At 66.0% G+C, this 26,029-nt stretch carries 26 protein-coding genes and 2 pseudogenes; 6 read left to right on the top strand and 22 right to left on the bottom strand.

Features of this window, described 5'->3' with window-relative positions:
- Nucleotides 1-300: pseudogene (locus AC1DT6_RS34595) on the top strand (L-asparaginase); the annotation flags it as partial.
- Between the two features lie 245 nt (nucleotides 301-545).
- Here AC1DT6_RS34595 and AC1DT6_RS34590 read toward each other — a convergent pair.
- From AC1DT6_RS34590 to AC1DT6_RS34580, 3 genes are all read right to left on the bottom strand, one after another.
- Nucleotides 546-992 (bottom strand): PaaI family thioesterase, encoded by a 447-nt coding sequence (locus AC1DT6_RS34590; protein WP_441632497.1) that lies wholly within the window; start codon nucleotides 990-992, stop codon nucleotides 546-548.
- Between the two features lie 69 nt (nucleotides 993-1,061).
- Nucleotides 1,062-1,448, bottom strand: coding sequence for a PaaI family thioesterase (locus AC1DT6_RS34585; protein WP_441632503.1), 387 nt, complete (start codon nucleotides 1,446-1,448; stop codon nucleotides 1,062-1,064).
- A 48-nt stretch (nucleotides 1,449-1,496) separates the two neighbouring features.
- Complete coding sequence (locus tag AC1DT6_RS34580) at nucleotides 1,497-1,973, bottom strand: PaaI family thioesterase (RefSeq protein WP_441632501.1); 477 nt, start codon at nucleotides 1,971-1,973, stop codon at nucleotides 1,497-1,499.
- A gap of 286 nt (nucleotides 1,974-2,259) precedes the next feature.
- Between AC1DT6_RS34580 and AC1DT6_RS34575 the strand changes: the two genes are divergently transcribed.
- Nucleotides 2,260-2,445 (top strand): DUF1289 domain-containing protein, encoded by a 186-nt coding sequence (locus AC1DT6_RS34575; RefSeq protein WP_045238471.1) that lies wholly within the window; start codon nucleotides 2,260-2,262, stop codon nucleotides 2,443-2,445.
- Nucleotides 2,446-2,481: 36 nt separating this feature from the next.
- On the opposite strand, the pseudogene AC1DT6_RS34570 reads toward AC1DT6_RS34575, so the two are convergent.
- The 4 genes and pseudogenes from AC1DT6_RS34570 to AC1DT6_RS34555 form a co-directional block, all read right to left on the bottom strand.
- A pseudogene (locus tag AC1DT6_RS34570) lies at nucleotides 2,482-3,188 on the bottom strand (MOSC domain-containing protein).
- A 44-nt stretch (nucleotides 3,189-3,232) separates the two neighbouring features.
- Nucleotides 3,233-3,952, bottom strand: a complete 720-nt coding sequence (locus AC1DT6_RS34565) for a glutamine amidotransferase (protein ID WP_441632495.1) — start codon at nucleotides 3,950-3,952, stop codon at nucleotides 3,233-3,235.
- A gap of 171 nt (nucleotides 3,953-4,123) precedes the next feature.
- Nucleotides 4,124-6,589, bottom strand: a complete 2,466-nt coding sequence (locus tag AC1DT6_RS34560; RefSeq protein ID WP_441632493.1) for a penicillin acylase family protein — start codon at nucleotides 6,587-6,589, stop codon at nucleotides 4,124-4,126.
- A gap of 247 nt (nucleotides 6,590-6,836) precedes the next feature.
- Nucleotides 6,837-8,270 (bottom strand): aldehyde dehydrogenase family protein, encoded by a 1,434-nt coding sequence (locus tag AC1DT6_RS34555; protein WP_441632491.1) that lies wholly within the window; start codon nucleotides 8,268-8,270, stop codon nucleotides 6,837-6,839.
- 198 nt (nucleotides 8,271-8,468) lie between these two features.
- On the opposite strand from AC1DT6_RS34555, the gene AC1DT6_RS34550 reads away from it, so the two are divergent.
- Nucleotides 8,469-9,101 carry a hypothetical protein gene (locus AC1DT6_RS34550; protein WP_441632490.1) on the top strand — a complete coding sequence of 211 codons (633 nt, stop codon included), beginning with the start codon at nucleotides 8,469-8,471 and terminating at the stop codon, nucleotides 9,099-9,101.
- A 108-nt stretch (nucleotides 9,102-9,209) separates the two neighbouring features.
- Here AC1DT6_RS34550 and AC1DT6_RS34545 read toward each other — a convergent pair whose 3' ends face one another.
- The 6 genes from AC1DT6_RS34545 to AC1DT6_RS34520 all read right to left on the bottom strand — a co-directional run bounded on the left by AC1DT6_RS34545 (nucleotide 9,210) and on the right by AC1DT6_RS34520 (nucleotide 15,107).
- Nucleotides 9,210-10,820: an ABC-F family ATPase gene (locus AC1DT6_RS34545; RefSeq protein ID WP_441632488.1), complete on the bottom strand. Its 1,611-nt coding sequence runs from the start codon at nucleotides 10,818-10,820 to the stop codon at nucleotides 9,210-9,212.
- Nucleotides 10,821-11,038: 218 nt separating this feature from the next.
- Complete coding sequence (gene ldcA / locus AC1DT6_RS34540; RefSeq protein ID WP_477104212.1) at nucleotides 11,039-12,013, bottom strand: muramoyltetrapeptide carboxypeptidase; 975 nt, start codon at nucleotides 12,011-12,013, stop codon at nucleotides 11,039-11,041.
- A complete protein-coding gene (tadA, locus tag AC1DT6_RS34535; RefSeq protein WP_441632499.1) occupies nucleotides 12,010-12,678 on the bottom strand; it encodes a tRNA adenosine(34) deaminase TadA in 669 nt (222 codons plus the stop codon). The genes ldcA and tadA overlap by 4 nt, the downstream gene beginning before the upstream one ends.
- A 29-nt stretch (nucleotides 12,679-12,707) precedes the next feature.
- Complete coding sequence (gene queD, locus AC1DT6_RS34530) at nucleotides 12,708-13,184, bottom strand: 6-carboxytetrahydropterin synthase QueD (RefSeq protein WP_045238451.1); 477 nt, start codon at nucleotides 13,182-13,184, stop codon at nucleotides 12,708-12,710.
- A gap of 46 nt (nucleotides 13,185-13,230) precedes the next feature.
- Nucleotides 13,231-13,878 carry a 7-carboxy-7-deazaguanine synthase gene (gene queE, locus AC1DT6_RS34525; RefSeq protein WP_276290641.1) on the bottom strand — a complete coding sequence of 216 codons (648 nt, stop codon included), beginning with the start codon at nucleotides 13,876-13,878 and terminating at the stop codon, nucleotides 13,231-13,233.
- Between the two features lie 323 nt (nucleotides 13,879-14,201).
- Nucleotides 14,202-15,107 carry a LysR substrate-binding domain-containing protein gene (locus tag AC1DT6_RS34520; RefSeq protein WP_441632484.1) on the bottom strand — a complete coding sequence of 302 codons (906 nt, stop codon included), beginning with the start codon at nucleotides 15,105-15,107 and terminating at the stop codon, nucleotides 14,202-14,204.
- A 106-nt stretch (nucleotides 15,108-15,213) separates the two neighbouring features.
- Here AC1DT6_RS34520 and AC1DT6_RS34515 point away from each other — a divergent pair, with 106 nt between their 5' ends.
- Nucleotides 15,214-16,416, top strand: coding sequence for an MFS transporter (locus AC1DT6_RS34515; protein WP_441632482.1), 1,203 nt, complete (start codon nucleotides 15,214-15,216; stop codon nucleotides 16,414-16,416).
- Between the two features lie 102 nt (nucleotides 16,417-16,518).
- Here AC1DT6_RS34515 and AC1DT6_RS34510 read toward each other — a convergent pair whose 3' ends face one another.
- Complete coding sequence (locus AC1DT6_RS34510) at nucleotides 16,519-17,025, bottom strand: DUF1993 domain-containing protein (protein ID WP_441632480.1); 507 nt, start codon at nucleotides 17,023-17,025, stop codon at nucleotides 16,519-16,521.
- A 336-nt stretch (nucleotides 17,026-17,361) separates the two neighbouring features.
- Here AC1DT6_RS34510 and AC1DT6_RS34505 point away from each other — a divergent pair, with 336 nt between their 5' ends.
- The gene (locus tag AC1DT6_RS34505; protein ID WP_441632478.1) at nucleotides 17,362-17,700 is read left to right on the top strand and encodes a 2TM domain-containing protein; all 339 of its coding nucleotides are present in this window, start codon (nucleotides 17,362-17,364) and stop codon (nucleotides 17,698-17,700) included.
- Between the two features lie 27 nt (nucleotides 17,701-17,727).
- On the opposite strand, the gene AC1DT6_RS34500 is transcribed toward AC1DT6_RS34505, so the two are convergent.
- Complete coding sequence (locus AC1DT6_RS34500) at nucleotides 17,728-18,489, bottom strand: LytR/AlgR family response regulator transcription factor (protein WP_441632476.1); 762 nt, start codon at nucleotides 18,487-18,489, stop codon at nucleotides 17,728-17,730.
- Nucleotides 18,490-18,502: 13 nt separating this feature from the next.
- On the bottom strand, nucleotides 18,503-19,417 hold the full coding sequence (locus tag AC1DT6_RS34495) for a sensor histidine kinase (protein ID WP_441632474.1): 915 nt from the start codon (nucleotides 19,415-19,417) through the stop codon (nucleotides 18,503-18,505).
- Nucleotides 19,418-19,591: 174 nt separating this feature from the next.
- Here AC1DT6_RS34495 and AC1DT6_RS34490 point away from each other — a divergent pair, with 174 nt between their 5' ends.
- Entirely contained in the window at nucleotides 19,592-19,993 is a 402-nt protein-coding gene (locus AC1DT6_RS34490; protein ID WP_477104206.1) for a hypothetical protein, read from the top strand.
- A gap of 16 nt (nucleotides 19,994-20,009) precedes the next feature.
- Here the strand turns inward: AC1DT6_RS34490 and AC1DT6_RS34485 are convergent, their stop codons facing one another.
- From AC1DT6_RS34485 to AC1DT6_RS34460, 6 genes are all read right to left on the bottom strand, one after another.
- Nucleotides 20,010-20,924 (bottom strand): tripartite tricarboxylate transporter substrate binding protein, encoded by a 915-nt coding sequence (locus AC1DT6_RS34485; RefSeq protein WP_441632470.1) that lies wholly within the window; start codon nucleotides 20,922-20,924, stop codon nucleotides 20,010-20,012.
- Between the two features lie 152 nt (nucleotides 20,925-21,076).
- On the bottom strand, nucleotides 21,077-21,415 hold the full coding sequence (locus AC1DT6_RS34480; protein WP_441632468.1) for a DUF4387 domain-containing protein: 339 nt from the start codon (nucleotides 21,413-21,415) through the stop codon (nucleotides 21,077-21,079).
- A 14-nt stretch (nucleotides 21,416-21,429) separates the two neighbouring features.
- Complete coding sequence (locus tag AC1DT6_RS34475) at nucleotides 21,430-22,791, bottom strand: acyclic terpene utilization AtuA family protein (RefSeq protein WP_441632466.1); 1,362 nt, start codon at nucleotides 22,789-22,791, stop codon at nucleotides 21,430-21,432.
- A 173-nt stretch (nucleotides 22,792-22,964) separates the two neighbouring features.
- Entirely contained in the window at nucleotides 22,965-24,008 is a 1,044-nt protein-coding gene (locus AC1DT6_RS34470) for a sigma-54 interaction domain-containing protein (RefSeq protein WP_441632464.1), read from the bottom strand.
- Nucleotides 24,009-24,221: 213 nt separating this feature from the next.
- Nucleotides 24,222-24,881 carry a 4'-phosphopantetheinyl transferase family protein gene (locus AC1DT6_RS34465; protein WP_441632462.1) on the bottom strand — a complete coding sequence of 220 codons (660 nt, stop codon included), beginning with the start codon at nucleotides 24,879-24,881 and terminating at the stop codon, nucleotides 24,222-24,224.
- 244 nt (nucleotides 24,882-25,125) lie between these two features.
- Entirely contained in the window at nucleotides 25,126-25,989 is an 864-nt protein-coding gene (locus AC1DT6_RS34460; protein WP_477115336.1) for an alpha/beta hydrolase, read from the bottom strand.
- Nucleotides 25,990-26,029: the final 40 nt, after the last annotated feature.

The raw sequence follows: 26,029 nt of genomic DNA, 5'->3' as shown, positions 1-26,029 counted from the left end.
GTGGATGCCGCCGTGAAGGATGGCGCCAAGGCCATCGTCTATGCCGCCACCGGCAACGGCAGCGTGGGCGACTACATGGTSGARCCGCTCAAGGCGGCMCGCGCCAAGGGCGTGCAGATCGTGCGCGCCTCGCGCACCGGCAGCGGCGCGGTGATCCGCAACGCCGAGCAGCCGGACGACAAGTACGACTGGCTGGTGACCGACGACCAATTGCCGCAAAAGGCGCGCATCCTGATGGCGCTGGCGCTGACAAAGACCAACGACAGCAAGGAACTGCAGAAGATCTTGTGGAAGTATTGAGCGTATTGAGCACGGCTTCCACGGCTTGCTGAAGGTCCCGCGCGGCATGACCGCGCCTCCTGAATGGCAGTCCGGTCGCGCAGCGACCGGACTGCCATTTTCCATTCTTCCATTCTGGCCTTGCCCCCTGCCTTGCAGGCGGTTGGCTGCGCCGAAGTCCTTCACGCTTGAACTATCACACGCCTGCGGGACGGCGCCGGTTTTTCGTGGGTGGCAAAAATTTGGCCGTTAATTGCACTAATGGGCTAAACCGCTTGTGATGGCACCTTGGCGGCAGGCGAATCCACAGGCACCAGGATCACCTCGCCCGAAGCCACCAGGCGAAGCTCTCCGTCCTGCTCCGCGAACACATCCGCCCGCGCGAACACCTGCCGCTTGCCCGCCCTGGCCACGGTAGCGCGCGCCACGAAGGCCTGCCCCACGGCAGGCGCCATGCAGTTCACCGAGTAATGCGATGCCAGGACCGGCCCCGCCACCGTGGTGGCAGCGTAGCCGCAGGCGGTATCGATCAATGCCCCGATCACGCCCGCGTGCAGGAAACCAGCGTACTGCGTGGCCTCGTCCTGCCAGGGCATGCGCAGTTCCGCCTCCCCACCCTCCGCGCGAATGACCTCGAAGCCGAGCCAACGGTTGAATGCGGCGGTCAAATTGACCTTCTTGAGTACTTCCAGCGAATACACGTTGCTTGTCATTGCATTTGCCTGCCTGGTTTGCGTGGGTGGGAACGCGGTGAAAAATGCCGGCGGCGCCGGCAACGACTGCTACATCGCGCGGAAGGTCGCGTTGGCCCGGGCACAAGCCACGCCATCGGCCGTGACGAAGGCTTGCGCAAAGCACAGGGTGCCGCCAACCTTGGTAAAGGATGTCTCGAACAGCAGCCACTGCCCGATCCTGGCCACGCTGAGGAAATCGATCGAAAGATTCACGGTGACAAGACTGCGCGGCTCGGCGAACTGCATCCCGCACGACAGGCCCATGGCGTTGTCGGCCAGGGCAGTGATCAGCCCGCCGTGGGCAAAGCCCCGCGCGTTGGCTCTGCGGCTGGCAGGGCGCGCTGATTCTCGCCAAGGTGGCGCGCAGCGGCCAGCCGATCCGGCGGGCCGCGGAAGAACTGGCGCGGCAACTAGATGCGGAGCCGCGGGATGCAGGCAGCGGGCAAGCTGGCTGATCGCTGCCAGCCTGCGCAGCCGTTCAGATCAGAACAAGGCGCTGCTCATCAGGGCCTTGGCTACCAGTTCGGCCTGGTCCGCCCTTTCCGCGTAGACAGCGACCTCGGTCACCACCTGGCGGCGCCCTCGCCTCACCACGGTCGCGACGGCGCGCAGGTCAGCCCCGCCGGCCGCTTCGAGATACTGGATATTCAGCGAACTGGTCGCGCCGCCGCGCATGCTGTCGGCATCGACACCGGAAGCTGCCGCGGCGGCACCCGCCACATCGATCAGGGTCGCGATCACGCCGCCATGCACGATCTCGCCCACCGTCACGTTGCCGGCCTTGAAGGGCAAGAGCAATTCAACGTGGTCGGATGTCAACACATCCAGCACGATGCCAACGGCACGCGCCACCGGCGAGCCCATCAGCACCTGCTCGACGTAGTGGCGGATGCGCGGATCGACGCAAGGCGTGGCGGCGGCGCTTGCTGCGCTGGACAAGGCGGGAATCAGGGACAGCATCATGGGCTCCTGCTGAAGCGGGTCGGGACACGTACAGCCTAGGCGCGGCGGCGGCGACGCTCAATTACCTTGACGGTAATCGGCAATGGGCAAGCGGCCGCAACGGCGCCGCGCCCTGCGAACCATCCCTTCGCCGGTGCCGGCGCGGCCAGCCGTTTATAATGTCCGCCCATCCCGCCCGCCTTTCCGCCGCATGCCTTCAAACCCGCAAGACGCCAGCCAGCTCGCCCCGCAATCCAGTGGGCAGCCGGAGTCACAGTCCAGTTCCCCGCGCGGCGACGAAGGACTGTTCGACCGGCCGGACAGCCCTTGCATCGGCATCTGCTCGACCTTGTTCGATGAGATCTGCCAGGGCTGCGGCCGCACCGCCATGGAGGTCAGCAACTGGGTCTTCCTGGACGACACGGAAAAACAGGCGGTGTGGGAACGCATCACGCGCGAAGCAACGGCAAAGCGCTTCCGCCAGGGCTGATCTCCCGCACTCGGCCGGCACGGCGCCGGCCCGCATTCAACCGCCCGCCAGGCGACCCTCCATATCTTCCACTTCGCGCGCTCCAGGCGCTGGCGCGCGAGCTTGCGCCAGCTCTCGGCCAGTGCCGGCAATGCCGCCATCGCGGCCAGTGCGCCGGTATCCAGCCGATCCACATACAGCACATGCAGCAATCTGCGCAGGCTCCAGTCGGGACAAGGCCGTTCCACCAGCACAAGGTTGTCGCCAGGGATCAACTCACCCTCTTCCAGCACCCTGTAGTACCAGCCGGTGCGCAGGCTTTGCTGGACCGCGCGCGCCATGCCCGCATGCCCGAAACGGTGATTCAGCTTCCAGCAGGGCTGGCGAGCCTGGGAGACTTCGACCAGCGCCCGTCCAAGGCGGAAACGATCGCCAATGCAGACATCGGCTTCGGTCAGTCCGGCACTACTCACGTTCTCGCCAAACGCGCCGGGCCGCGCCAGCACCTCGGCGGCCTGCGTGGAATGCGCGGCCAGTTCCTGGCGCCAGGCCGGGTAGTGGTCGAAGGCGTAATGGTGAACGGCCTTTTCCGGACCGCCATGGTGCCTGGGGTCGCCCTGCTCGTCCCCGGCCAGGCCCAGTGCCGTGACGCGCACAGCAGACCCGACCGGCTGCTTGTCCATGCCGCTGGGCACGCCTTTCGGCCCGAAGGGGCGCACCGCGCCCAGCAGTACGCAGTCGACTCGCGTTGTCAGCAGGGGCATGCTGGCCGCCGCTTGCGCATTGCCCTGCTGGTCCGAGACGGGCGTCACAAGCCCGCCTCATCCAGCCACCGGTCAAACATGCGCCGGCCCGCCGCAGCCACCCGGTCGCCGATCTCTGCCGTGCGCGCCCGGATCACGCGCGGATCGATGCCGGCCTTGCCGAGTTCCACGGTGTGCCCAACCAGCCAGCCTTCCAGCTCGCCGGGCCTCACCTCGGGATGGAACTGCAGGGCCAGCACATGCTGGCCGATGGCATAGGCCTGGTGCACTACCGCCGGAGTCGAGGCCAGCAACCGGGCGCCCGCGGGCAGGTCAAAAGTATCGCCGTGCCAGTGCAGCACATGCCAGTCGGCGGCCTCCAGCTCGGCCAGTGGCGAATCCCGGCCCGCCGGCGTGGGCTGGACCGGCGCCCAGCCGATCTCGCGCGTGCCCGGATAGACGCGCGCACCGGCCGCGCGCGCAATCAACTGCGCGCCCAGGCAGACGCCGATCATCGGCGCGCCGGCATCCAGCCGGGCCCGGATGATGTCGATCTGCCCGTCCAGCCAGGGATAGGCCTCGTTCTCGTACACGCCGATGGGGCCGCCCAGCACCACCAGCAGATCGGCTGGCTGCTCCCTGATGACGCTCAGGTCGTCGATGCCCGCGCGCAGCACGCGCAGGGTATGCCCGCGCTCGCGCAAGGCGTCGCCCAGCACGCCGGCGTCTTCGAACGCAACGTGCTGGATCACATGGGTGGTCAGGGCTCTGGTGGTAGTGGACATGGCGGCGGGCATCCCGTTGGATCGACGCAAAGCACCGATATTAGCGGCATACGACCGGCGCTGCATGCGCCATGTGCAGCACGCCCCGCGTGGATCCGGTTTCCGCGCAAAGCATCACGGCATGATGCTTCCGTCCGGCACCCGTGCCCCGGCACCGGAGGCAAGCCAGTCTCAGCGCCCTGCGCCCGCAGGTTGCAGCACCAGGGTATCGAAGGCTTCGTTGCCCGGCGCGCGGCGGCCTGCCGCCATGGTGATGTATTGCACGGCTGCCCACTTGTCGGTCCAGTCGCGGTAGTGCGTGGACATGATGTTGCCCGACTGTCCGGTCGAGTCCATGAAGCGGGATTCGGACAGGTCGGACAAGTCATAGATGGCGCGCAAGCTTGCCGCATGCACGCTCTCGAACGGCGCCGCCTCGTCGCGCAGGTTGTGGCGCCCCACGTTGACGGTGTAAGTGTCACCGCCAGTCGGCACCTTGACGTTGAACAAACCCGCCAGGTAAGGCTGCTTGCCGAATGGCTTGTGCTCGGAGCGAGCCGTGTGGGCCTTGCCCCAGCGCCAGCGCTCAGGTTTGTCGCCATAGCGCTGGTCCAGGTCGGCGATGGCATGGCGCCAGGCCGTGCCAATGGCATCGTCGCAGTCCTCCTGGCCGGGTGTCTTGCCATCGTCGCACCAGAACGCTCCCAGCCCCCTGGGATTGCGCAACACGTTGAGCATGGGCTGCTGTACGTTGCGCTGCTCCCACAGCCGGCTGAACAGCGTATCGCCCACCTTGTCCTCGAACAACCCGCGCGACAGCTCGCGCAGCCAGGCCGTGGCCACCAGCGGCTCGGCAAGGCCGGCCTGCATATCGCCGTCCCATTTGCGCAGCGACTCGATCAGCGCGCGCTCGCGAGGCGGCAGCGCCGGATTGCTGGCGAATGAGGCCGATAGCAGCAGCGGCAAGGCATCGCGCACGGCCAGCGAGAGCGTGTCTTTCTGGATCGCGGCAAAGCTGTCCATGGTATGCCGCTGGGTGGCATCGATCAGCGTGCGGATGCGCTGGTAGCGATATGGCACGGTCCATTCGCTGGTCAGGAAATACGGGTAATCGTCCTCGACGATCTTCTGGTTGGCGGTGGCGATCACGCCCTCGGGCGGATTGAAGCTGCGCGGCAACTGGTCGAATGGAATAAACCCGGTCCAGTCGTAGCGCGCATCCCAGCCAGGGGCCGGCGCCAAACCCTTCAGGTCGTTGTCGGCGCGACGCAGCGGCACGCGGCCGGGCGCGATAAAGCCGATGTTGCCGTCCACATCGGCGTAGACGATATTTTGCTGGGGCGAATGAAAATCGCGCAGCGACTTCAGGAAGCTGGCCCAGTCGGTAGCGCGGTTCAACGCCAGCCCGGCCTGCAAGGTCCGGTCGTCGGCGCGCAGCGCGGTCCACTGGAAGGCCACGACGTACTGCGCCCCAAGCGGCGCCGCGGCGGTCGCCACGGGCTCGGCCACGTCGGAAATCACGGGGCCATGGCGCGTCTCGCGCACGCTCAGGGTCACGTCCGGCGCGCCCCTGACGTGGATCGTCTCGGTGCGCGTGATGAAATCCGCCCAGCCGTCCGGGATCTGGTAGCGCTGAGTGCTGCCCGGCTGCAGGCGCTCGATGAACAGGTCCTGCACATCGGGGGCGGTATTGGTGAAGCCCCAGGCGATGCGCTGGTTATGCCCAAGCGCCACCACCGGCGTGCCCGGCAGCGTGGCGCCCGTGACGTCCAGCCCGGGCGCCTGCAAGTGCGCGAAGTACCAAAGCGCCGGCGCCTGCAGCCCCAGGTGCGGATCATTGGCCAGCAGCGGCTTGCCCGAGCGCGTATGGGCGCCCGACACCACCCAGTTATTCGAACCCATCCCCTCCACGTAGCCGGGCGGCGCCTGCTGCTCGACGCGCGCCATGGCGGTAGCCAGCGGCGCCAGGTGACGGTAGAGGTTGCCGTAGTCCATGGTGCGAAGCGGCCGCTCGCCGGGATAAGGCGCCAGCAGTTCACTGATGCGCGAGACCGGCAGCACCTGCGCCAGCCGCATGCGCAGCGTCTCCTGGGTCCAGTTGCCGCCCAGGTCCCACGCCATCATGGTCTGCCAGGCCAGCGAATCGACCGGCTCCCAGTGTTCGGGCTGCGTGCGCAGGATCAGGAATTCAGGTGGCAACGGCCCCTTGCGGCCATCGATATAGGCATTCACGCCGTCGGCATAGGCCTGCAACGCGGCGCGCGTCTCGTCGGAGGACTGGGCAAGGATGGCTTCGGCGTTGCGCCGCACGCCCAGGGTGCGCAGGAAGCGGTCGGTATCGAGCGCGGGCGGCCCCAGGATCTCGGCCAGGCGGCCCGCCGCAATGCGCTTGTTCATCTGCATCTGCCACAAGCGGTCCTGCGCATGGACGAAGCCGAGCGCAAAGTAGGCATCCTGCGCATTGGCCGCCTTGATGTGCGGCACGGCGTGGCGGTCCCTGACGATCGACACGCTCTCGCGCAGGCCGGGCAGCTTCAGCGTGCCGGCGGTCAGCGGCTGCGATGCCTGCCGGTACCAGACATAGGCACCCAGCGTGCCCACCACTACCAGCACCGCCGGCATCAATACCAGCCAGGCCAGCCGTTTCAACCAACGCATCGCTCCCTCTCCCCGCGTGGCACGCCGCACCCGCGTCGTTATTTATGTTCTTTTCCCGTGTCCCTTGGCCCGCCGGCACGCTCGCAGGCGCATGGCAGGCAGGCGGAACTCCGGCATTATCGCCGAAGCCGCAGCGCTGGGGCGAGCGGGCTTGGCGGCCAAAAAAATGCCCGGACCAGCCGGGCATCGTTCCTGCTGCGGGGCGAGTGCGCATGGTTCAGCGCACCCGCCCCGCCGGCTGCCGGTCTCAGGCGGCCGGCTTCTTCAGTTGCAGGGATTTGTACTCGAGGAACTCTTCCAGGCCGTACTTGCCCGCCTCGCGCCCGTTGCCGGACTGCTTGTAGCCGCCAAACGGCGCCTGCATATTGAACGGGCCGCCGTTGATATCGACCTGGCCGGTGCGGATGCGGCGCGCCACGCGGATGGCGCGGGCCTCGTCGCCCGACCACACGCCGCCACCCAGCCCGTAAATGCTGTCATTGGCGATGCGCACGGCATCTTCCTCGGTGTCATAGCAGATGATCGAAAGCACCGGGCCGAAGATCTCTTCCTGCGCTACCGTCGCCTTGGGATCGACATTGCCCAGCACCGTCGGCTTGACGAAGAAGCCCTTGTCCAGGCCTTCCGGCGCCTCGGGACCGCCCGCCACCAGTTCGGCGCCCTCGTTGATGCCGCGCTGGATATAGCCGGTCACGCGATCCTTCTGCGCGGCGGAGATCAGCGGGCCAAGCCGGCTGGTTTCCTGCAGCGGGTCGCCCACCGTATAGCCCTCGACCACCTTCCTGGCGATGGCCTTGACCTCGTCGTACCGTGCGCGCGGCACCAGCATGCGGGTGTGCGCCGAGCAGGTCTGGCCGGAATTGAGGAAACAGGCGCCGATGGTGCCCTTGACCGCGGCAGGCAGGTCCGCGTCGTCCAGGATCACCGAAGCGGACTTGCCGCCCAGCTCCAGCGCCACGCGCTTGACGCTCTGCGCGCCCAGCTCCGACACGCGCTTGCCGGCCCGCGTGGAACCCGTGAACGACACCATATCCACTTCGGGGTGGCTGGCCAGGACCTCGCCCACCACCGGGCCATAGCCGGTGACCAGGTTGAACACGCCCGGCGGCAGCCCGGCGGCCTCGATCACCTCGGCCAGCACGAAGGCGTTGAGCGGCGCCACTTCAGACGGCTTGAGCACCACGGTACAGCCCGCGGCTAGCGCCGGCGCCACCTTCAGCGTGATCTGGTTGAGCGGGTAGTTCCACGGCGTAATGGCCGCCACCACGCCCACCGGCTCGCGCACCACCAGCGAGTTGCCGACCTCTTCCTCGAAGGCGAAGGTGTCGAGGAGCTTGGCGGCCTGCGCCCAGTTGTAGACCGGGCCGCCCACCTGGATGGCGCGCGCCAGCTTGATCGGCATGCCGACTTCGCCCGCAATCAGTTGGGCCAGTTCCTCGCTGCGCTCCTTCAGGCCCTCCGCGATCTTGCGGATATAGCCGGCGCGCACGCCGGGCGGCGTGGCCGACCAGCTGTCGAAGGCGGCCCGCGCCGCCTGGATGGCGTCCTCGGCGTCGCGCGCATGGCCTTCCGGAATACGGCCCATGACGGCCTCGGTCGTGGAATGGATAACGTTGATCAGGCCGGTACCGTGCGGGGCAACCCACTTACCGTTGATAAAGAGTTTGTCTCGTTGTTGCATGGCCACAGTTTTCAGTTGGGTGAATAGGCGGGTGCAAATTTTGTTACTTTTCTGGTGCACCACATTGTAGTGCGGTTTGGCGACTCTTTTTTTTTGCAGCGCGCCAGTGCTCCTCTAACAACGTGGCGATAATCGGCCGGCGAGCCGCCTGGTGCGTAGTGCAGCAAACTGCACAGCCAAGAACAAAGGGAGGGAGACATGACTGATCCGGTTTTCCGTAAAACCGAGCAAGGCCAGGACGAAATACGCACACGCTCGCGCAAGCTGGACCATAAATTGCGCGCCTTGCTGCTGATCGTCAACGGCGAGCGCCGGCGCAGCGAGCTGCTGGCCCAGACCGGTGGCATGGGGGTGGGACCAGAGGCCATCGAAGCGTTGCTGGATGCCGGGCTGATCCACGCGGAACCCGCCCCGCAGCTTGCCGTATCCGGCACTACCCCAGCAAACCCGGTCGCGGCGGCGGCCAGCGCTGACGATCCGGACCGCAAGGCCGACAGCGTCTTTTCCATGTACGCCATGCGGAGCGCCAGCATGCAGCCACCGGACGAAGCCGATGCGACTCAGCACGCGTCCCAATCCGCCGACCAACAGGCTGGCGGCACTTACCAGCAGCTCTATCACTTCTATACGGATGTCATCGGCCATCATCTCGGCCTGCGCGGCTACCTGCTGCAGGTCAAGGTGGAAAAGGCCGCCGGATTCGCCGAACTTGCAGCACTGCGCGACCCGCTTTACACGGCCCTGCACAAGGCCAAAGGCGAAATCACGGCCGGCGCCATCATCGACCAGCTCGACAGGATGGTGCGCGACGACGGGCATGCGGCTGCCTGAGCCGCCGTCCTGGATTGCATGAAGGGGGAAAAACGAGAAGGGCCGCACATGGCGGCCCTTCTCGTTTCCTGCGGGGCAGTCCGGTTGCCCGGCGCCCTTCCGGCTGGCTTAGCCGTCGATACCCTGCGACTCCAGGTACTCGTCATACGTACCCAGGTAATCGGTCAGCGTGCCATCGTTGCGCACTTCGATCACGCGCGTGGCCAGGCCGCTGACGAACACGCGGTCGTGCGAGACGAAGACCAGCGTGCCGGTGAACTTGTCCAGCGCGATCTGCAGTGACTCGATCGATTCCATGTCCATGTGATTGGTCGGCTCGTCGAGCGCCAGCACATTGTGGCGACCCAGCATCAGCTTGCCCCAGATCATGCGGCCCTTCTCGCCGCCGGACAGCACCTTGACGGATTTCTTGATGTCGTCGGCGGAGAACAGCAGGCGGCCCATGGTGCCGCGCAGCGACTGGTCGTCGTCGCCGGCCTGGGTCCACTGGCTCATCCAGTCGATCAGGTCGCGGTCGACCGGGAATTCCTCGAAGGTGTCCTGCGGCATATAGCCGACATTGGCGTTCTCGGCCCACTTGATGGTGCCGCGATCGACTTCCACGCCGCCCTTGATGGTGCTGCCCAGCAGGCTGCGCAGCAAGGTGGTCTTGCCGGCGCCGTTCTCGCCGATGATGGCCACGCGCTCGCCGGCCTGGATCGCCATCGACAGGTTGTTGATGACCTTGCGGTCGTAGGTCTTGGTGATGCCTTCCGCTTCCACCGCCAGGTTGTGCAGCTTCTTCTCGAACTCGAAGCGGATGAACGGGTTCTGGCGCGATGACGGCTTGATGTCCTCGACCTTGATCTTGTCGATCTGCTTCAGGCGCGAGGTGGCCTGGCGTGCCTTGGACTTGTTGGCCGAGAAGCGGCGCACGAAGTCCTGCAGTTCGCCGATACGCTCCTTGGCACGGGTGTTGGCCGCCAGCTGGCGTTCGCGCGCCTGCATGGAGGCTTCCATGTAGTCGTCGTAGTTGCCCGGGTAGACCTTGAGCGTGCCGTAGTCCATGTCGGCCATGTGCGTGCACACAGAGTTCAGGAAGTGGCGATCGTGGGARATGATGATCATGGTGGAATTGCGCTCGTTGAGCACTTGTTCCAGCCAGCGGATCGTATTGATGTCCAGGTTGTTGGTCGGCTCGTCGAGCAGCAGCACGTCCGGGTTCGAGAACAGTGCCTGCGCCAGCAGCACACGCAGTTTCCAGCCCGGCGCCACGTTGCTCATGGTGCCCTGGTGCTGGTCGGTGGGGATGCCCACGCCCAGCAGCAGTTCGCCGGCACGCGCCTCGGCCGTGTAGCCGTCGTACTCGGCATACTTGGCTTCCAGCTCGGCGGCCTTCATGTAGTCTTCGTCGGTCGCTTCGGGGTTCGCGTAGATGGCGTCGCGCTCGGCGGCGGCGGCCCACATCTCGGTGTGGCCCATCATGACCACGTCCAGCACACGCATGTCTTCATAGGCGAACTGGTCCTGGCGCAGCTTGCCCAGGCGCACGCCCGGCTCCAGCATGACGGTGCCGGCGGACTGTTCGAGATCCCCGCCGAGGATCTTCATGAAGGTCGACTTGCCGCAGCCGTTCGCGCCGATCAAGCCGTAGCGGTTGCCCTCGCCGAACTTGACCGAGATATTCTCGAACAACGGCTTGGGGCCGAACTGCATGGTGATGTTTGCGGTAGAAAGCACGTCTGGAACCTTGTATGGATGATGAGGCGCGGGACTCGCGCTTGCCTCGGGCTGCCGCTTGCCAAGGACCGGGCAAAATGCTGATCGCTTGGCAGCGTGGGCGGCTAAAGGCCCGGCGTGGCGACCTGGCGGTGCGTTGGCGCGGGGGCCCTGGCGGGGAAATCGGGAAACAACCCGCGATTTTACCACTCGCGGGCAAAGGAACGAAGCGATAGGCCTCAGATGTGGGTGGATACCGCTGCTTTCAACACCGGATACCCCGACAGCGACAGCGAAAAGCCGTCCGCACGTGCGCTCAACTGCGCCTGCCCGCCCACCGGCAGGGTCAGCTTGCGCGGGCAGTGGCCGAACGGCAGGCCGGTGAGCACCGGCACGTCCAGCCGCTCCTGCAGGTAAGCCACCACCGCGGGCAGGTCGTAGCCATTGTCGTAATCGGTCACGCGGTAGTTGGAGAAGTCGCCCAGCACGATCGCGCGCTGCGCGCCAAGCACGCCGGCCTGGTCCAGCTGCAGCAGCATGCGCTCGATCCGGTATGGCGGCTCGTTGACGTCCTCGAGGAACAGGATGCCGCCCTCCACGGCCGGCATGAAGGGCGTGCCCAGCAAGCTGCACAGCATCGCCATGTTGCCGCCCCACAGCGTGCCCGACAACGTGCCGGTAAAGGGCTGGCCGCCGGCCTGCGGCGCGGCCACGTCGACGGCATACGCCGGATTGCGCAGCACGCCGTCGAAATGCTCCCACATGAACGGATCGACCACGTCCACACCGAAATCCGCCAGCAGCATGGGGCCGGCGAAAGTGACCCCGCCCGTGGCCGCCAGGTAAGCCAGCTGGAAGGCCGTGAAATCGCTATGCCCGACGATTGGCGTCTGGCTGGCGCGCGCCTGTTCGGCGATGCGGGCGAAGTCCACGCGCTCCAGCAACCGCGCAATGCCGTAGCCGCCCCGCACCGCCAGCGTCAGCTCGTGCGCCATGCCGGTGCCGATGGCATGCAGGTCCGCCAGGCGCTCGGCATCGCTGCCGCCGAAGCGCAGGTAGCGGCGCGCCAGCACGTCCGGATTGCCGACATGGAAGCCATGTCCCTTGAGCCAGGCGCAGCCGCGCGCGGCGATGGCGACATCGTGCGGATAGCCCGACGAAGCGATCAGGCGGACTTCAGTGGGTGGCGTGGGCGTGGTCGTGGGCTGGCTCATGCTTCGGGGTTTTGGCTTGGGTCGGTTTCAGTGGAACGAGTGGTGACTTCGCGGCTGCAATGCGCGCAACCCGGCGCGACGGGCCGGGCATCGCTCCCGGAAGCGTCGCCAGCCGCTGCCTGCGCCGCTGCCAACGCCGCTTTCTGGGCAGCCTTCTGCGCCCGGCGCCTGCCGCCGAAGAAATCCTTCAGCATGCGCGAGCAGTCGTCGGCCAGCACACCGCCGGCGATCGTGGTCTGGTGATTGAGCTGGGCCTGCTCGAACAGGTTGAGCACGCTGCCGGCGGCGCCCGTCTTGGGATCGGTGGCGCCAAACACCACGTGGCGGATCCGCGCATGCAGGATGGCGCCGCTGCACATCACGCACGGTTCCAGCGTCACGTACAACTCGCACTCCGGCATGCGGTAGTTGCCGATCACCTGCGCGGCGGCGCGCAGTGCCTGCATTTCCGCGTGGGCGGAGGGATCGACCGAGCGGATCGGCAGGTTATGGCCGCGGGCGATGATGGTGTCGTTCCACACCACCACCGCGCCCACCGGCACTTCGCCGGCGGCTTCGGCCAGGCGTGCCTCGTCGAGCGCGGCCTGCATGTAGCGGCGGTCGCGCTCCAGGGCGGGATCGGCACTGGCGTCGGCCGCCTGCGGCGGAAGGATCGGCGCGTTCATCTCGGCTGGCATGCGCTGGGTCGGCCGCCTCAGTCCTGCGCGGGCAGGGTGAAGGCGGCGCTGACCTCGGCCCAGCAGTTCGGGGTCTCGAACAGCACCAGGCGCGTGAGCTGCAACTGGTGGCCAAAGCAATCCTTGAACACCGGCGCGAGCATGTCGAAGGCGATCTGGGCCAGGTTCTCCACGGTGGGAATCGCATCGAGCACGACCGTCTTGTGCCCGTCCATGGTCTGCAGGAAATTCAGCAGCGCCGTGTCGCCGCGATAGATCAGGAAGGCGTGGTCCCACTTGGAGACCAGGTGCTCCGTGGCCAGCGCCTTGATATCGCTGAAATCCAGGATCATGCCCTCGTCCGAGGCACCGGCGCGATGCAGCACCTCGCCCGACAGCGTCAGGTCAAGGCGATAGCGATGGCCATGGATGTTGCGGCACTGGCCGCCATGGTTGGGGATACGGTGGCCGGAGTCGAACTCCAGCCGGCGGGTAATGGAAACTTGCTTGTTCATGAGGGCCGATGGGTGCCGAGGGGATGCCGAAGCGTGCCGGTGCGATTTACCGGATGCCTAACAGCTTGTGGGTTTGCAGCGAGAGGCGCCAGAGCGGGCGGCGCTGGCAGAAGTCCACCGCGAGGGCGGTATTCTGCCGTGCCAGCGGGCCGTCCATGGCCTGCACCAGGAAATAGCGGAAATCAAGGCGCTCGTATGCGGCGAAATCCTGGCCATCCTGGGGAATCACCACCTTGAGCTCGTCGCCGCGCTTGACCACCAGTTCGGCGCCCATCTTGGGGCTCACGCAAACCCAGTCGACGCCGTCCGGCACCGGCAGCGTGCCATTGGTCTCGATGGCGATCTCGAAGCCGCGCGCATGCAGGGCGTCGATCAGGGGCGCGTCAAGCTGCAGCAGCGGCTCGCCGCCGGTGCAGACCACCAGCGGCCGTCCGGCGGCGCTGCTCTCCACGGACTGCGGCCACTGGGCCGCGACCATGTCGGCGAGCGCATCGGCGGTGCGGTACTTGCCGCCCTCGGTGCCGTCGGTGCCGACGAAGTCGGTATCGCAGAACTGGCAGACCGCGCTGGCACGGTCTTCCTCCCGGCCGCTCCAGAGATTGCATCCGGAGAAGCGGCAGAACACTGCGGCACGGCCCGCGTTGGCGCCTTCGCCCTGCAGTGTGTAGAAGATTTCCTTGACGGCGTAAGTCATGCTGGCTGGTAAAGCTTTAGGTAGCTGTAGGTAATTGTGGGTGATGCAGTCACGATGCGGCCCGACGGCGAGGCGCGTCGGCGAAACACGTCGGCGGAGCGCTCAGGCCGGGGGCCGGCAAACTGCGCATGGCGCAGGCAAGTCCCGGGTCGCGCATGGCGGAGGCCGGGAGGAGTGTTCCAGGGGAGCGACGCGCGGCGAATGGCGGGCAAGCTGCGGCTAACTCGCTATTTTCGCACAGGTACGGGATCGGCTCCAGCCGCCCCCTCTTCTACCTCCTTCCCCTGCTCCGGAGACAAGTCTGCTCCGGGCCACATACCCGCCTAGACTTTCGCCCAGCCGGCCGTACGCAACCGCTCGCCGACAAAGTCCAGGAAACTGGCAATGCGCGCCGAAAGCTGGGTGTTGAGGTAGTAGACCGCATTGATGGACTGCCGTTCGTCGATGGTGCTCCCCATCAGCACCTGGACCAGATCGCCGCGGCGCCGGTCGGCCTCGGTCATGAAATCGGACAAACAGACCAGCCCCTCGCCGGCCAGCGCCAGCTGGCGCAGGGTCTCGCCGCTGGACGCCGCCAGATGCGGCGCAATCTGCACCTCCTCGCCCATGGCGCCGCGCAGGGGCCAGCGGTTGAGCGAATCCGGCTGGTTGAAGCCCAGCAGGCTGTGGCCGGCAAGGTCCGCCACCGTTTCCGGGCGACCCCTTGCCTTCAGATAGGCCGGACTGGCCAGCACGCGCACCCGGCTGCTGGCCAGGGACCGGGCATGCAGCGTGGAATCGCGCAGCGGGCCAATACGGATCGCCACGTCGGTGCGGTGCTCCAGCAGGTCGATGATCTGGTCGTTGGTATTGAGTTCCAGCTCGATCCCGGGATAGGCGCGGCGGAATTCCCCGACCAGCGGCACGACCACATGCAGCATGAAGGGCGATGCCGCATTGACCCGCAGCCGCCCCACCGGCTGCTGGCGGCGCACGGCCATCTGCTCCTCCGCCAGTTCGACCGAGGCAAGGATGGCGCGGCCATGCGCCAGCAGCGCCTCGCCCTCCTCGCTCAAGGCCAGCCGCCGGGTGGTCCGGTGCAGCAACGTCGTGCCCACCTTCTCCTCCAGGCGGCTCAGCGCGCGGCTGATCCCCGACACGGTCTGCCCCAGTTGCTCGGCCGCGGCCGTAATGGAGCCGCTATCCACCACAGTGGCAAAGGCCTGCAGTTCTTCGAGAGTGATCTTCATTCTTGAATACTAATCAAATATCTTATCCAGATCACCCACTTATTCCGCAACAAAGACAGCGGCAAACTGCGCCCATCCCAATTCCCGGACGCTCCTGGAGCTAACCATGCCCATTGCCCTGTTCGCGCTGACCATCAGCGCGTTTGCCATCGGTACCACCGAATTCGTCATCGTCGGCCTGATTCCCACCATCGCCGCCGACCTCAGGATCACGCTGCCCTCGGCCGGGCTGCTGGTCAGCCTCTATGCGCTCGGCGTGGCCATTGGCGCCCCCGTGCTGACCGCCCTCACCGGCCGCCTGCCGCGCAAGGCGCTGCTGCTGTCGCTGATGGCGCTGTTCACGCTGGGCAACCTGCTGGCATGGAAGGCACCCGGCTACGAATCGCTAATCCTGGCGCGGATACTGACCGGCCTGGCCCACGGCGTCTTCTTCTCGATCGGTTCCACCATCGCTACCAGCCTGGTGCCGAAGGAAAAGGCCGCGAGCGCGATCGCCATCATGTTCACCGGGCTGACGGTTGCCCTCGTCACAGGCGTGCCGCTGGGCACCTTTATCGGCCAGCATTTCGGCTGGCGCGAGACCTTCCTCGCGGTGTCGGCGCTCGGCCTGGTGGCCTTTGTCGGCAGCCTGATGTTCGTGCCGGCCAATATCCGCCACAGCGCCCCGGCCTCCCTGCTGCAACAGGCCAAGGTGCTGGCGGAGCCCCGCCTGCTGCTGGTCTACGCCAAGACCGCGGTCGGCTATGGCGGTTCGTTCATCCCCTTCACCTTCCTCGCCCCCATCTTGCAGGATGTGTCGGGCTTCAGCGCCGGCGCGGTCGGGCTGGTCATGCTGGTCTACGGCGTGTCGGTCGCCGCGGGCAATATCTGGGGCGGACGCCTGGCAGACCGCCACGGTCCCATTCCCGCGCTCAAGATCGTGTTCCTGCTGCTGGCGCTCGTACTGTTCGCCCTGACTTTCACCGCAGCGCACCGCTGGCTGGTGGTAGCTACCGTGCTGGCATGGGGCGCAGTTGCCTTCGGCAATGTGCCGGGCCTGCAGGTCTATGTGGTCAAGCAGGCGGAGCGCTATGCGCCGGATGCGGTGGATGTGGCATCGGGCCTGAATATCGCCGCATTCAACCTGGGCATTGCCGGCGCGGCGTGGGCCGGCGGACTGATCGTGACCCACATGGGACTGATGCATACGCCGTGGATTGGCGCGCTGGTGGTGCTGGTGGCACTGGGCCTGACCGCCTGGAGCGGCCGCCTGGACCGGCTTGACCAGCAGCCCGCCGCCGAACGCGAACTGGCGGCCAGCGGGGCCTGAGCCCGGCGCGCCACCCCTGCGGACGAGGCCGCCCATGGCATGATGCCAAGGCGGCCTCGCCGCCTTTCCCCTCGGCATGGCGCCAGGACGGGCGCCCTTCGGTCAGGACAGACCGAGATAATCGCGCTTGCCAATCGGCACGCCCTTATGGCGCAGGATGTCGTAAGCGGTGGTCACGTGGAAATAGAAGTTTGGCAGCACAAAGCCCAGCAAATAGGTTTTGCCGTCGAACGTCACCGGATTGGGCCGCAGCTTGAGTTCGATGGTGCGCGTCTCGCTGCCTTCAAGCTGGGCGGGCTCGATGGTCTTCAGGAACGCCACCGTCCTGGCAATGCGCTCCTGCAGTTCCGGGAAAGTGGTCTCGGTGTCGGCGAAGGACGGCATTTCGATTCCCGCCAGCCGCGCCGCGCAACCCTTTGCGCTATCGCTGGCGCGCTGCACCTGCGCCGACAGCGGGTCCATATCCGCCACCAACCGGGTCTGGATCAAATCGGCAGGATCCATACCCTGCGCCTGCGCAAAGGCGGCGCCCTTGTCCAGGATGGCCGACAGGCTGCCGAATGCCCGCATAAAGGCGGGGATCGATACGTCATACATCGAAAGTGACATGGGGGAGTCCTTGGTGGGATTGCCGAACGCGCCATCCTGCCGGTGCGCGAATTGCGCCCCTGCCCGGGTGAGCGACACGGCGAGGATAAACCCTCCGGCAGTTTTTCGCCGGCCGGCTGCTGGCGCGTGGCATGCTACTGCTGACCGAGGAACTCGGCGTTACGCGTCAGCCGTCTGCCATTCAGGCTCGTGAACAACCCAAAAAGCGTCCAGCGGCTGGCGAACGCCTTCCACCACTGGCGACGTTTTCGTGTTGATCCGGCGCGCCGCGGTGGCCCGGCTGCCGCCCGATGCACAACACTACGGCCATACCAGGCTCCAGTGAGACCGCAAACGATGAGAACCGATCCGAACCCATTCCCCTCCGGCGATCCTCCCGGCCCCGAAGCGCTGGCCTATAGGCGCGCTTCCCGCCTGGTCAGGATGCTACGCGGGTGGTACATCCATCTGATGGTGTACCTGGCCGTCAATGCATTCTTGTGGCTGCGGTACCTCTTCCTGCCTGCGCCGAACTGGACTCGCCATCACCTGGACAGTTGGCCGTGGCCGATGGGGACGACGCTGGCCTGGGGCCTGGCGCTGGGCCTGCACGGCCTGGTGGTCTGGATCCGGATCAGCGGCCGCGGGCGTGACTGGGAGGAGCGCAAGATCCGCGAGTTCATGGGCCGGGACTGAAGCGGCGGCCATCCACCCTGCCCCGGCCTACATCTGCCTGAACCGGTGCATGTAGGCCCGGGACACCGGCAATTCCGCCTGGCTGCCATGGAGCCGGACAAACAAGCGGCCGGTGCCGTCCCGCCGCGTGCCCGCCACATGGTTCATGTTGACGATGGTCGACCGATGGATCTGCCAGAACCACTCGGGATCGAGGCTGCAGGCCAACTCCGCCAGCGGGGTGCGGATCAGGTGCTCGCCGTCGCGCGTATTGACCACCGTGTACTTATCGTCGCTCTGGAAGTACAGCACCTCCTGGACCGGTACGTGGCTGGTCGTATCCCCCCGGCTCGCACGCACCCAGCGCAGCGGCTCGCTCGCCTCGGCGCCGCCGAGCCGGCGCGTCAGCTGGCTCAGCAGCCGGGCCAGCTCGGGCGCAGGCGCGGCCTCGTTGAAGGCCTTGCGCAAACGCTCGACGGAGCGGGCAAGGCGCTCGTCGGTCACCGGTTTGACCAGGTAGTCGACCGCCTCCCGCTCGAAGGCCTCCAGCGCATACTCATCGTAAGCCGTGACGAACACCACCCTGGTGTCGGTTTCCAGCCCCTGCGCCACATCCAGCCCGGACAGGCCGGGCATCTTGATGTCCAGGAAAGCGACGCTGGGCGACAGCCGGGAAATGGCTTCCGCCGCCTGCAAGCCATTGGAGACTTCCGCCAGCACCTGCATTTCGGGCCACAGGCGGGCCAGCTTGGCACGCAGGTGCGCGCGCAGGTGCTCTTCGTCGTCGGCGATCACGGCGGTCGGGGTCATGACGAATCTCCGTTCAGGTCATGGGAGGCAGGGGCAGGTCGATCAGGACGGCCGTGCCCGGGGAGCGCTCTTCGATCCGCACGTGCGCATCGCCGTCGTACAGGACGGCCAGCCGCTCGCGCAGGTTGGACAACCCAACCCCCGAGCCATCGGACGGTTTGAAGCCCAAGCCGTTGTCTTCGACGCAAGCCTGCATGCGATCGTTGCGGCGCTGCAGCCGCACCACCAGCCGGCCGCCCTCGATCTTGGGCTCCAGGCCATGCTTGATGGCGTTCTCGACCACCGGCTGCAACAGCATCGGCGCCAGCGGCGCCTTGGCCAGTCCGGGGTCGATGTCGATGGTGTAGTTCAGGCGCTCACCCATGCGGATCTTGATCACCTCCAGGTAATCGTGAAGCAGCGCAGCCTCCTGGGCCACGGTTCCCTGCGTCGAACGGCTCGCCGTCAGCGATGCCCGCAGGTAGGCGATGAAATGCTCGAGCATCAGCGTGGCACGGGGCGGAGACGATTCGATCAGGCTCACCACGTTCGCCAGCGTATTGAAGAGGAAATGCGGCTCGATCTGGGCCTGCAGCAATCGCATCTGCGCCTCGACCAGCTGTTTCTCGGTCGACAGCACACGGACCCGGTCGCGCGCCAGCAGTTCGGCGATCTTGCGTTCCTCCCACTGGCGGCCCAGCAGGCCGACACGGGTCCAGACCAACAGGCCGTGCACGGCCACGCCAGTGCCCCAGCCAAACAAGGGACCCAAAACCCACAGCCGATGCGGAACCGTCATCAGATTGATGACAACCAGGATCGTATTGATCGCCACATAGAGGATGGCGTGGGCATAGAAACCACGCAACGACCGGACGCGCCGCTTGGCATCGTCATAGGCGCGCTGGTCGGCGACGGTACGCCACAACTGGGTTGAGGTCGGCTGCAAAGGTGTAGGAATCGGGCTCGCACAGAGTTTGAGCTTACCACCGCAGATATGCGTTCCGCGGCGCTTTGCGCCGGACCGACGGAAATGCGGCGCCAGTGACGGATGATCAGTGGGCTCCTGATTTATGATAGTCAGCTACCCTCTCTGGATGATGCGCATCGCCCCGACGACGATATGAACGTCCCATTTCCGATTCGCAAGGAGTGTCCGCCAGGCGCCTGCACGTGCGGCCGCGAAACCCTGCTGGGCGACCCGCAGGCAGACATCCGGATCCTGAGGCTGACCAGGGAAGAAGAAAAAAGGCTGATCACCCGCCTTGAAAGCCTGTCGAGCCTTGCCGACCTGAAGGACATGGAGCGGCGCATGTACGCGCAACTGGGCATCGTGCTGACGATCACGCCCAGCATCCACGAAGTGCGCACGGTGCGCGGCATCAGCATCCAGGTGGAGGAGCAAACCGGGTTGTGCCGCAAGACCAAGCAAGCCATTCCCGCGGCGATACGGCGTTGCCTTGAGACAAACCCGGATATAGCGTACGCGATCCTGAACGCGCACGACTTGCTGGACGGCGCCTAAGGCTTCTCCCCACCTTTCATTCCGCCACGATCTTCCGGTCACCGGCGATGTGCTTCCACTGCGCAAGATCCTGCCTCATGCGCGCGCCGAATTCGGACGGACTCATTGCCTTGGGCGCCGAGCCGTCCGGTTCAAGCACGACACGCACATCCTGCGACGCAGCAATCTCATTGATCTCGCGGTTCAGCCTCTGGACCAGCGGCGCGGGCGTGCCGGCAGGTGCGAGGACACCGACCCAGATCTCGATCCCATAGCCTGGCACCGATGTCGCCAGTGATGGCAATTCGGGAAACGCCGGGTTCGGCCGCTGCGAGGTCACTGCCAGCGCCCGCACCTTGCCGGACTTCAGCTGCGTCACGAGCGAGCTGTAATTGGACATCATGACGTCGATCTGCCCCGCGGCCAGGTCGATCATCGCGTTGGAAGCCCCTTTGTACGGGACGTGCATCATCTGGACTTTCGAGATGTCGCACAACAACTCCGTCGCCAGCTGCGCCAGCGAACCGATCCCCGCCGAGCCGTAGGTCAGCGCGCCTGGCTTGGCGCGCGCTGCCGCAATCAGCTCGGCCGGCGACGTGATCTGGGTCGAGGACGAGACCGCCAGCAACAACGGCCCCTCGGCGACCATGGACACCGGCGCGAACGCGGCAAGCGGATCGTAGGGCGAGCGAGGCTGGGTGGCGGCAGCGGTCAGGAAGGTCGATGACGTCAGTAGCAGCACGGACCCGTCCCGTGGCGCCTTGGCAACCGAATCGGCACCAACGACGCCTGCCGCACCAGGCTTGTTTTCCACGATGACCGTGGTCCCCAGGCGCTTTGCCAGCCCCGGCGCGATCGCACGCGCGATCACGTCGTTGCTCGCGCCCGCCGAAAACGGCACGACAATTCTCATCAAAGGCGGCACCTTGGCATCGGTCTGGGCCGCCACCATGGTTACCGCGGACATCGCGGCAAGCAACAGGGCAATGTGGGCTAACGTCTTTCGCATTCGGCGCTCCTATCTCAGTGGGTAGAGCAGCATGGATGTCAGGAACCGGGACCCGGGTGTCCACCCGGGTCCCGTGGAATCCGGCGATGTCCTGCCTAGGCAGGGATATCAAGGTCCAGCAGCGGCGCGTACTGCTGGGCGCCAAAGATGTCGCCATCGCCGGCGCTGCCGCTGGGCCGGGCGCGATAGATCGTGAACTTGATCGCGTACGCGGGATCGTATTCGACGAAATCCGAGATCCGTTCGACCGGAATCGCGTATAGCGCGGCCATGCTTTCCCGGCTCAGCACGCGCGAGCGCTTGACGTGTTCGTACTCGTGCGCCTCGCGAAAGATGATGTCGAAAGTGATCTTGTTGACCCCCGCGTTCTTGCTGCGGATGATCTTGGCGAGTTGATGCAGTTTTTGCGTTGTCTTCGTAGTCGTCGTTGTCATATGCGGCTCCAGGCTCAGACGCCAACTTCAATGAGGTGGGTGGGGAACAGCGCCATGGGGTCTTGCACCTCCACCGTGTGGTTCAGTGTCCAACGGTAGGCCGCGCTGGCGTGCAGGACTTCATCCAGCGGGAATGACACCGAACCGGCCGTGCCTTTGACGTCAGGCAGCCGCGCATAGAACATCTGGCGCAAGCCGATCATCGTCACCTCCTCGGCCATCTCGCGGGTCGGGGCGACCCCTTGCACCAGCACGCAGAGCTCGTGCCCCGGGCGGTCGCGCAGCGGCTCCAGCTCGCCCATCACGCCATCGCGGCCGTACACGTTGTAGTGCAGTTGATAGCCGCTGTCGCCAAAACGCACGCGCACCTGCTCGCGCGCCCACGCAATCACCCGGTCCACGTTGGCAATGGTGTAGGGATCGCGGATGCCGCACAGGCCGACGAAGCGCTCGCCCACCTTCCCCGCTCCTTCCAGCTTGACCCGGACCGTTTCCGCCTCGATAAAGCGCGAGCCCGTGATGCGCGTGGTGCGATTGCCCATCTGCTCGTAGCGACAATGCGTCATGTCCAGCTTGCCCCCGGCGACGAACTCCTCGTACGGATTGGAGCGCTCGTACATCGCATGGCCGGATACCGAGGCGACGGTGCAGCGCTGCTCGGGGTGCATCGCCGTGACCTGGACGTCGTCGTGCGAGATGACGCCCATCACGGTCTCCTTGCCGCCATAGGGCTCGGCACAGAACGACGCGCACTCGAGCACCTTGCCCAGGTAATAGGAATGATCGGCGGAAAAGCCGTGGTGTAGCGCCGGCGCGGCAAAGACCGCGGCATCCGAGCTGCGCCCGCCGATGATCACGTCGGCGCCCTGGCGCAGCAGCTCTACATAGGGATGAACACCGGCCATGGCGACAATACGGTCGGTCGCATCGAGCTCGCTTTCGGTCAGGTCTGCAAAGCCGTCGAGCCCGCTCACCGCCCTTCCGGCGCGCATTGACTCGCGAAGAAAGGCCTTGTCCACCTCGGAATAGAAGTAGCCGACCCGGAACTTCCTCAGGCCATGCTTGGCGGCCAGTTCGCCGATGATCCGCACGTACAGGTCCACGCGGCTGTTCGATCCCGTATCGCCGGCCGAGCCGATGATCATCGGCACGCCGAGACGGCGCGACGCCAGCAACATTTGCTCCAGATCGTGCCGTTGCCACGCTTCGGGACTCGTCGAAGTGTCCGACCCCAGCGGCACCGGGCCCACGTCATCGCTTCCCGAATCGGCCGCGATGTAGTCAGGGCCCGCCTCCACCCCCAACCCAAAGCTCTCGGTGCGCAACGGCGCGAAGCCGAGATGGCCATTAGGGCAAATGATCTTCAGGGACTGCATGCAGTGTTCTCCAGATGGTGTCTTCCCCAAGCCGGGCTTGACGATTCATCTAGAGCAGATTGCATGCCACAGGGCGAATCATGTAGATATCTTTATATTTCAGTAACTTAGCATTAGACATCCAGCCTTTCGCGTGATTTTCACGCGAAAGAAGGCGCGCAGTTGCGTGAAATTCACGCCCCCTCTTCGTCACTTCCGGCAGTCGGGGCCAGCAGGCCCAGCTTCATCATCTGGTGCCGCAAAGCGTGCCGGCTCAACCCCAGGTTCTCGGCCGCCGCACTGAGGCCCTGGTGGCACGACACCAACGTCTGCTCAATCAGCGCGCGTTGGAAGCGTGCCGTGGCCTCGTAATAGTCCTGCCCCCGCTCGGACGCAGCATGCCCGTCCATTGCAGCCGGCTGCGCCACGGCATCGTCCATTGCGCCCGCGGGGCGCGCCACGTCCCGCAGGATGCGCGCCGGCAAGTGATACGGCCGGATGCAATCGCCTTCCTCCAGCACGCAGATGCGTTCCAGCAGGTTTTCAAGTTCACGCACGTTCCCCGGCCACTGGTACGCGCGGAAAATGCGCTCCACCTCCGGATCCAGCCGCCGGAAGTGGCTGCCGTACTGCGCGTTGTACTTCGCCAGCGCGTTGCTCGCGAGCAGGAAAATGTCGTCGCCACGCTCGCGCAGCGGCGGGATATTGATGGCGATCACCTGCAGCCGGTAATACAGATCCTCGCGAAACTTGCCGGCCTTGACCTCGCTCAACAGGATCTTGTTGGTCGCTGCGATAAAGCGGGCATCCACGCTGATGGGACGCACCGCGCCGACCCGCCGGAATCGCCGCGTGTCCAGCAGGGTCAGGATCTTGGACTGCATGACAGGATCCAGCTCGCGGACTTCGTCCAGGAAGACCGTGCCGCCATTCGCCGCCTCGATCAGTCCCTCCTTCCTGCTGACCGCGCCGGTAAACGAACCGCGCTCATGGCCAAACAACTCGGATTCGAGCAACTGGGCGGGAATCGCAGCGCAATTGATATCGATGAACTCGCGCCCAGCCCGATTGGACTGCGCGTGGAGCATGCGCGCCACCAGGCTCTTCCCCGTCCCGGTCTCGCCATAGATCAGCACGGTGCTAGCCTGGCTGCGCCCAACGCGGGCGACCAGTTCACGCAGAGCGACGATGGAGGGATGGTCCCCAACGAGCTGCGGGCGAGAAGGTTCGTTCATCATGGGATACGAGAGCCGGCGCCGGGGCGGAGGACGTCCCGGCGCCGGCAAGTTGAGGTCGGTCATCTGCGCGGAAGATTAACCTATTCCGGCGCGGTGACGGGGATCGAGCGGATGGGTGCATGCGCCACGGGGACAAACACCGCGGCGGCAAGCGCTGGTCCAGCCGGGAATGATGGCGTGGGCGTTGCCATGGGACCTGGACGTTGTCCGGGTTCACCACCTACCGGAGACGGCCGCGACACTCCATGCGGCCAGCCCTGGGGGTTCCGGTAGCCCCCGCACGGTGATCCGATTCCCCGCACCTCCATGGCGGGCGGCATCCTGCGGCAAAGCGCGCTGCCTCACGAACGGTTCGCCCGAATGCTCGCAAGACGGATCCCAATCGAGGCCGAGAGGCCGCCCGCACGCGTCCAGTTTCAAGCAGAAGGCGTCCATTGGCCCCGCGAGCCCAGTGCCGAGGGCCTTGAGCACCGCCTCCTTGCCCGTCCAAGCCCGCAGCACGCCTTGGGCCTGGCAGGCGGGCGGCAGTGCGGCCAGTGCCGTTGATTCGCGGCGCAGGGCGTGGCGCACCAATGCCGGGGGGGCGTCAAGTTGCCGAACGGCCTCGATGTCATTGCCCACGCGTACCGTGCTCGACCGGACGAGTGCCAAGGCCGACCACTCGGCGCTATGGCTCAGGCTGAAGTCAACGTCCGGCCAAGCCGGTAGCCAGGGCTTGCCGCCAGCCGCAATCTCGAAGTGCAGCGACTGCGGCGCCGCCCCAAGCCACAAGCCAAGCCGCCGCCGCAAGCCTGCGTGGCTGCGCAGAAAGCGCCGCCGCTCTCTCTCACGGGGAAACGCCACCCAGCGCATACGTTCGTCGCTGTCCAGCAAGAGCCAATCCTCGGCATCGCGCGCCGCGTCATCATGCAAGCCCGACCAGCAGGCGCATTCCACAAGGACCCCGAGCAGCCTCAGGCGGTAAACGAGCGGCACCGGGCTTATTGACACGTCGTCGGAATTCGCTGGGAAGTACGCCGAACTCCTTGCGAAAGGCGGCGCTGAAATGGTTGACGTTCGAATAGCCTGGACACTGTTGCCGAACAGCGTGTGAAAGCCTTGCTGCAGTTTGAGGTGCTCATGCCGGAGCTCCGGTTGACGGCGGGGCGCAGGCTATGCTGACGGCCAAGGCAGCGCTGGGGAGAACCAGGCTGCCGTGGTCCTCGCCCTCCAGCAGACGGAACTCGGCCCGCAATCCCTGCACGCCCTGCAGGCTCTGCGTGAGAGCGCGGGCAGAGCCGACCTGCTTGCGCGCCTGCTGGCGGCGCGCGCGTTCCGGATCCGCGTTCGGCACGCCTTCTTCAAGGCTGCCTGCCGTGATCAGCAAGCCGATGGGCGGCTGAAGCAGCGACGCCTGCCGCACGAACTGGTCCCGGAATCGCAGGATGGCGCGATCGCCCCACCAGATCGAGGGGCTGGCCGCGATGTAGTTCTGAAACATGCGGCTGCGGGTGAACAAGGCGTACAAGGTCAGCAATCCGCCATAGGAATGGCCGAACAGGATCTGCCGCTGTGGATCGATGGGTAGCTGCCGCGCCAGCCACGGCTGCACGTCATGCTCGAGAAAGGCCAGGAAGCGATCTGCACCGTTGCGGCTCGCTTCGGGTGTTGAGCCCGGTATCGCGGCCAAAGTGTAGTCGTCGGTGCGCCTCTGCATGTCGTAAGGGGCATCCGTGGCATATCCCAGCCCGACCACTACCGGCGTACTGGCCCGCGCTCCATCGGGGCGCGCCGCGCGGTTGCGCGCCAACTGCGCGATCAGGGGAAACAACGCGTTACCGTCCAGCGCGTACAAGACGGGATATCCCTGCTGCGGCGCGGGCTCGGGCGGCAATGCGACGAAAATGCGCCGGCGTTGCCCGGCGATCGTCACGTCGATCTGCCGGCTCGCAGGGACCTGAACGGGCGCCGAAGCGGCAAGGCTCGGCAAGCCGGATCTCATGGACGTGACGCAGCCGGAGAGCGCGCCCCCCAGGCTCGCC

The sequence above is a fragment of the Cupriavidus sp. 01L45 genome, from assembly GCF_056399885.1.
Note: the sequence above shows the minus strand (reverse complement) of the source record. Positions and strands in the feature narration are given on the sequence as shown.

Excerpts from the sequence above, each read along its gene's own strand:
- AC1DT6_RS34590 (WP_441632497.1), bottom strand. The coding sequence starts at position 992 with ATGACAAGCAACGTGTATTCGCTGGAAGTACTCAAGAAGGTCAATTTG.
- AC1DT6_RS34580 (WP_441632501.1), bottom strand. The coding sequence starts at position 1,973 with ATGCTGTCCCTGATTCCCGCCTTGTCCAGCGCAGCAAGCGCCGCCGCC.
- AC1DT6_RS34565 (WP_441632495.1), bottom strand. The coding sequence starts at position 3,952 with ATGTCCACTACCACCAGAGCCCTGACCACCCATGTGATCCAGCACGTT.
- AC1DT6_RS34560 (WP_441632493.1), bottom strand. The coding sequence starts at position 6,589 with ATGCGTTGGTTGAAACGGCTGGCCTGGCTGGTATTGATGCCGGCGGTG.
- AC1DT6_RS34555 (WP_441632491.1), bottom strand. The coding sequence starts at position 8,270 with ATGCAACAACGAGACAAACTCTTTATCAACGGTAAGTGGGTTGCCCCG.
- AC1DT6_RS34550 (WP_441632490.1), top strand. The coding sequence starts at position 8,469 with ATGACTGATCCGGTTTTCCGTAAAACCGAGCAAGGCCAGGACGAAATA.
- ldcA (WP_477104212.1), bottom strand. The coding sequence starts at position 12,013 with ATGAGCCAGCCCACGACCACGCCCACGCCACCCACTGAAGTCCGCCTG.
- tadA (WP_441632499.1), bottom strand. The coding sequence starts at position 12,678 with ATGAACGCGCCGATCCTTCCGCCGCAGGCGGCCGACGCCAGTGCCGAT.
- queD (WP_045238451.1), bottom strand. The coding sequence starts at position 13,184 with ATGAACAAGCAAGTTTCCATTACCCGCCGGCTGGAGTTCGACTCCGGC.
- queE (WP_276290641.1), bottom strand. The coding sequence starts at position 13,878 with ATGACTTACGCCGTCAAGGAAATCTTCTACACACTGCAGGGCGAAGGC.
- AC1DT6_RS34520 (WP_441632484.1), bottom strand. The coding sequence starts at position 15,107 with ATGAAGATCACTCTCGAAGAACTGCAGGCCTTTGCCACTGTGGTGGAT.
- AC1DT6_RS34515 (WP_441632482.1), top strand. The coding sequence starts at position 15,214 with ATGCCCATTGCCCTGTTCGCGCTGACCATCAGCGCGTTTGCCATCGGT.
- AC1DT6_RS34510 (WP_441632480.1), bottom strand. The coding sequence starts at position 17,025 with ATGTCACTTTCGATGTATGACGTATCGATCCCCGCCTTTATGCGGGCA.
- AC1DT6_RS34505 (WP_441632478.1), top strand. The coding sequence starts at position 17,362 with ATGAGAACCGATCCGAACCCATTCCCCTCCGGCGATCCTCCCGGCCCC.
- AC1DT6_RS34500 (WP_441632476.1), bottom strand. The coding sequence starts at position 18,489 with ATGACCCCGACCGCCGTGATCGCCGACGACGAAGAGCACCTGCGCGCG.
- AC1DT6_RS34490 (WP_477104206.1), top strand. The coding sequence starts at position 19,592 with ATGAACGTCCCATTTCCGATTCGCAAGGAGTGTCCGCCAGGCGCCTGC.
- AC1DT6_RS34485 (WP_441632470.1), bottom strand. The coding sequence starts at position 20,924 with ATGGTGGCGGCCCAGACCGATGCCAAGGTGCCGCCTTTGATGAGAATT.
- AC1DT6_RS34480 (WP_441632468.1), bottom strand. The coding sequence starts at position 21,415 with ATGACAACGACGACTACGAAGACAACGCAAAAACTGCATCAACTCGCC.
- AC1DT6_RS34475 (WP_441632466.1), bottom strand. The coding sequence starts at position 22,791 with ATGCAGTCCCTGAAGATCATTTGCCCTAATGGCCATCTCGGCTTCGCG.
- AC1DT6_RS34470 (WP_441632464.1), bottom strand. The coding sequence starts at position 24,008 with ATGATGAACGAACCTTCTCGCCCGCAGCTCGTTGGGGACCATCCCTCC.
- AC1DT6_RS34460 (WP_477115336.1), bottom strand. The coding sequence starts at position 25,989 with ATGAGATCCGGCTTGCCGAGCCTTGCCGCTTCGGCGCCCGTTCAGGTC.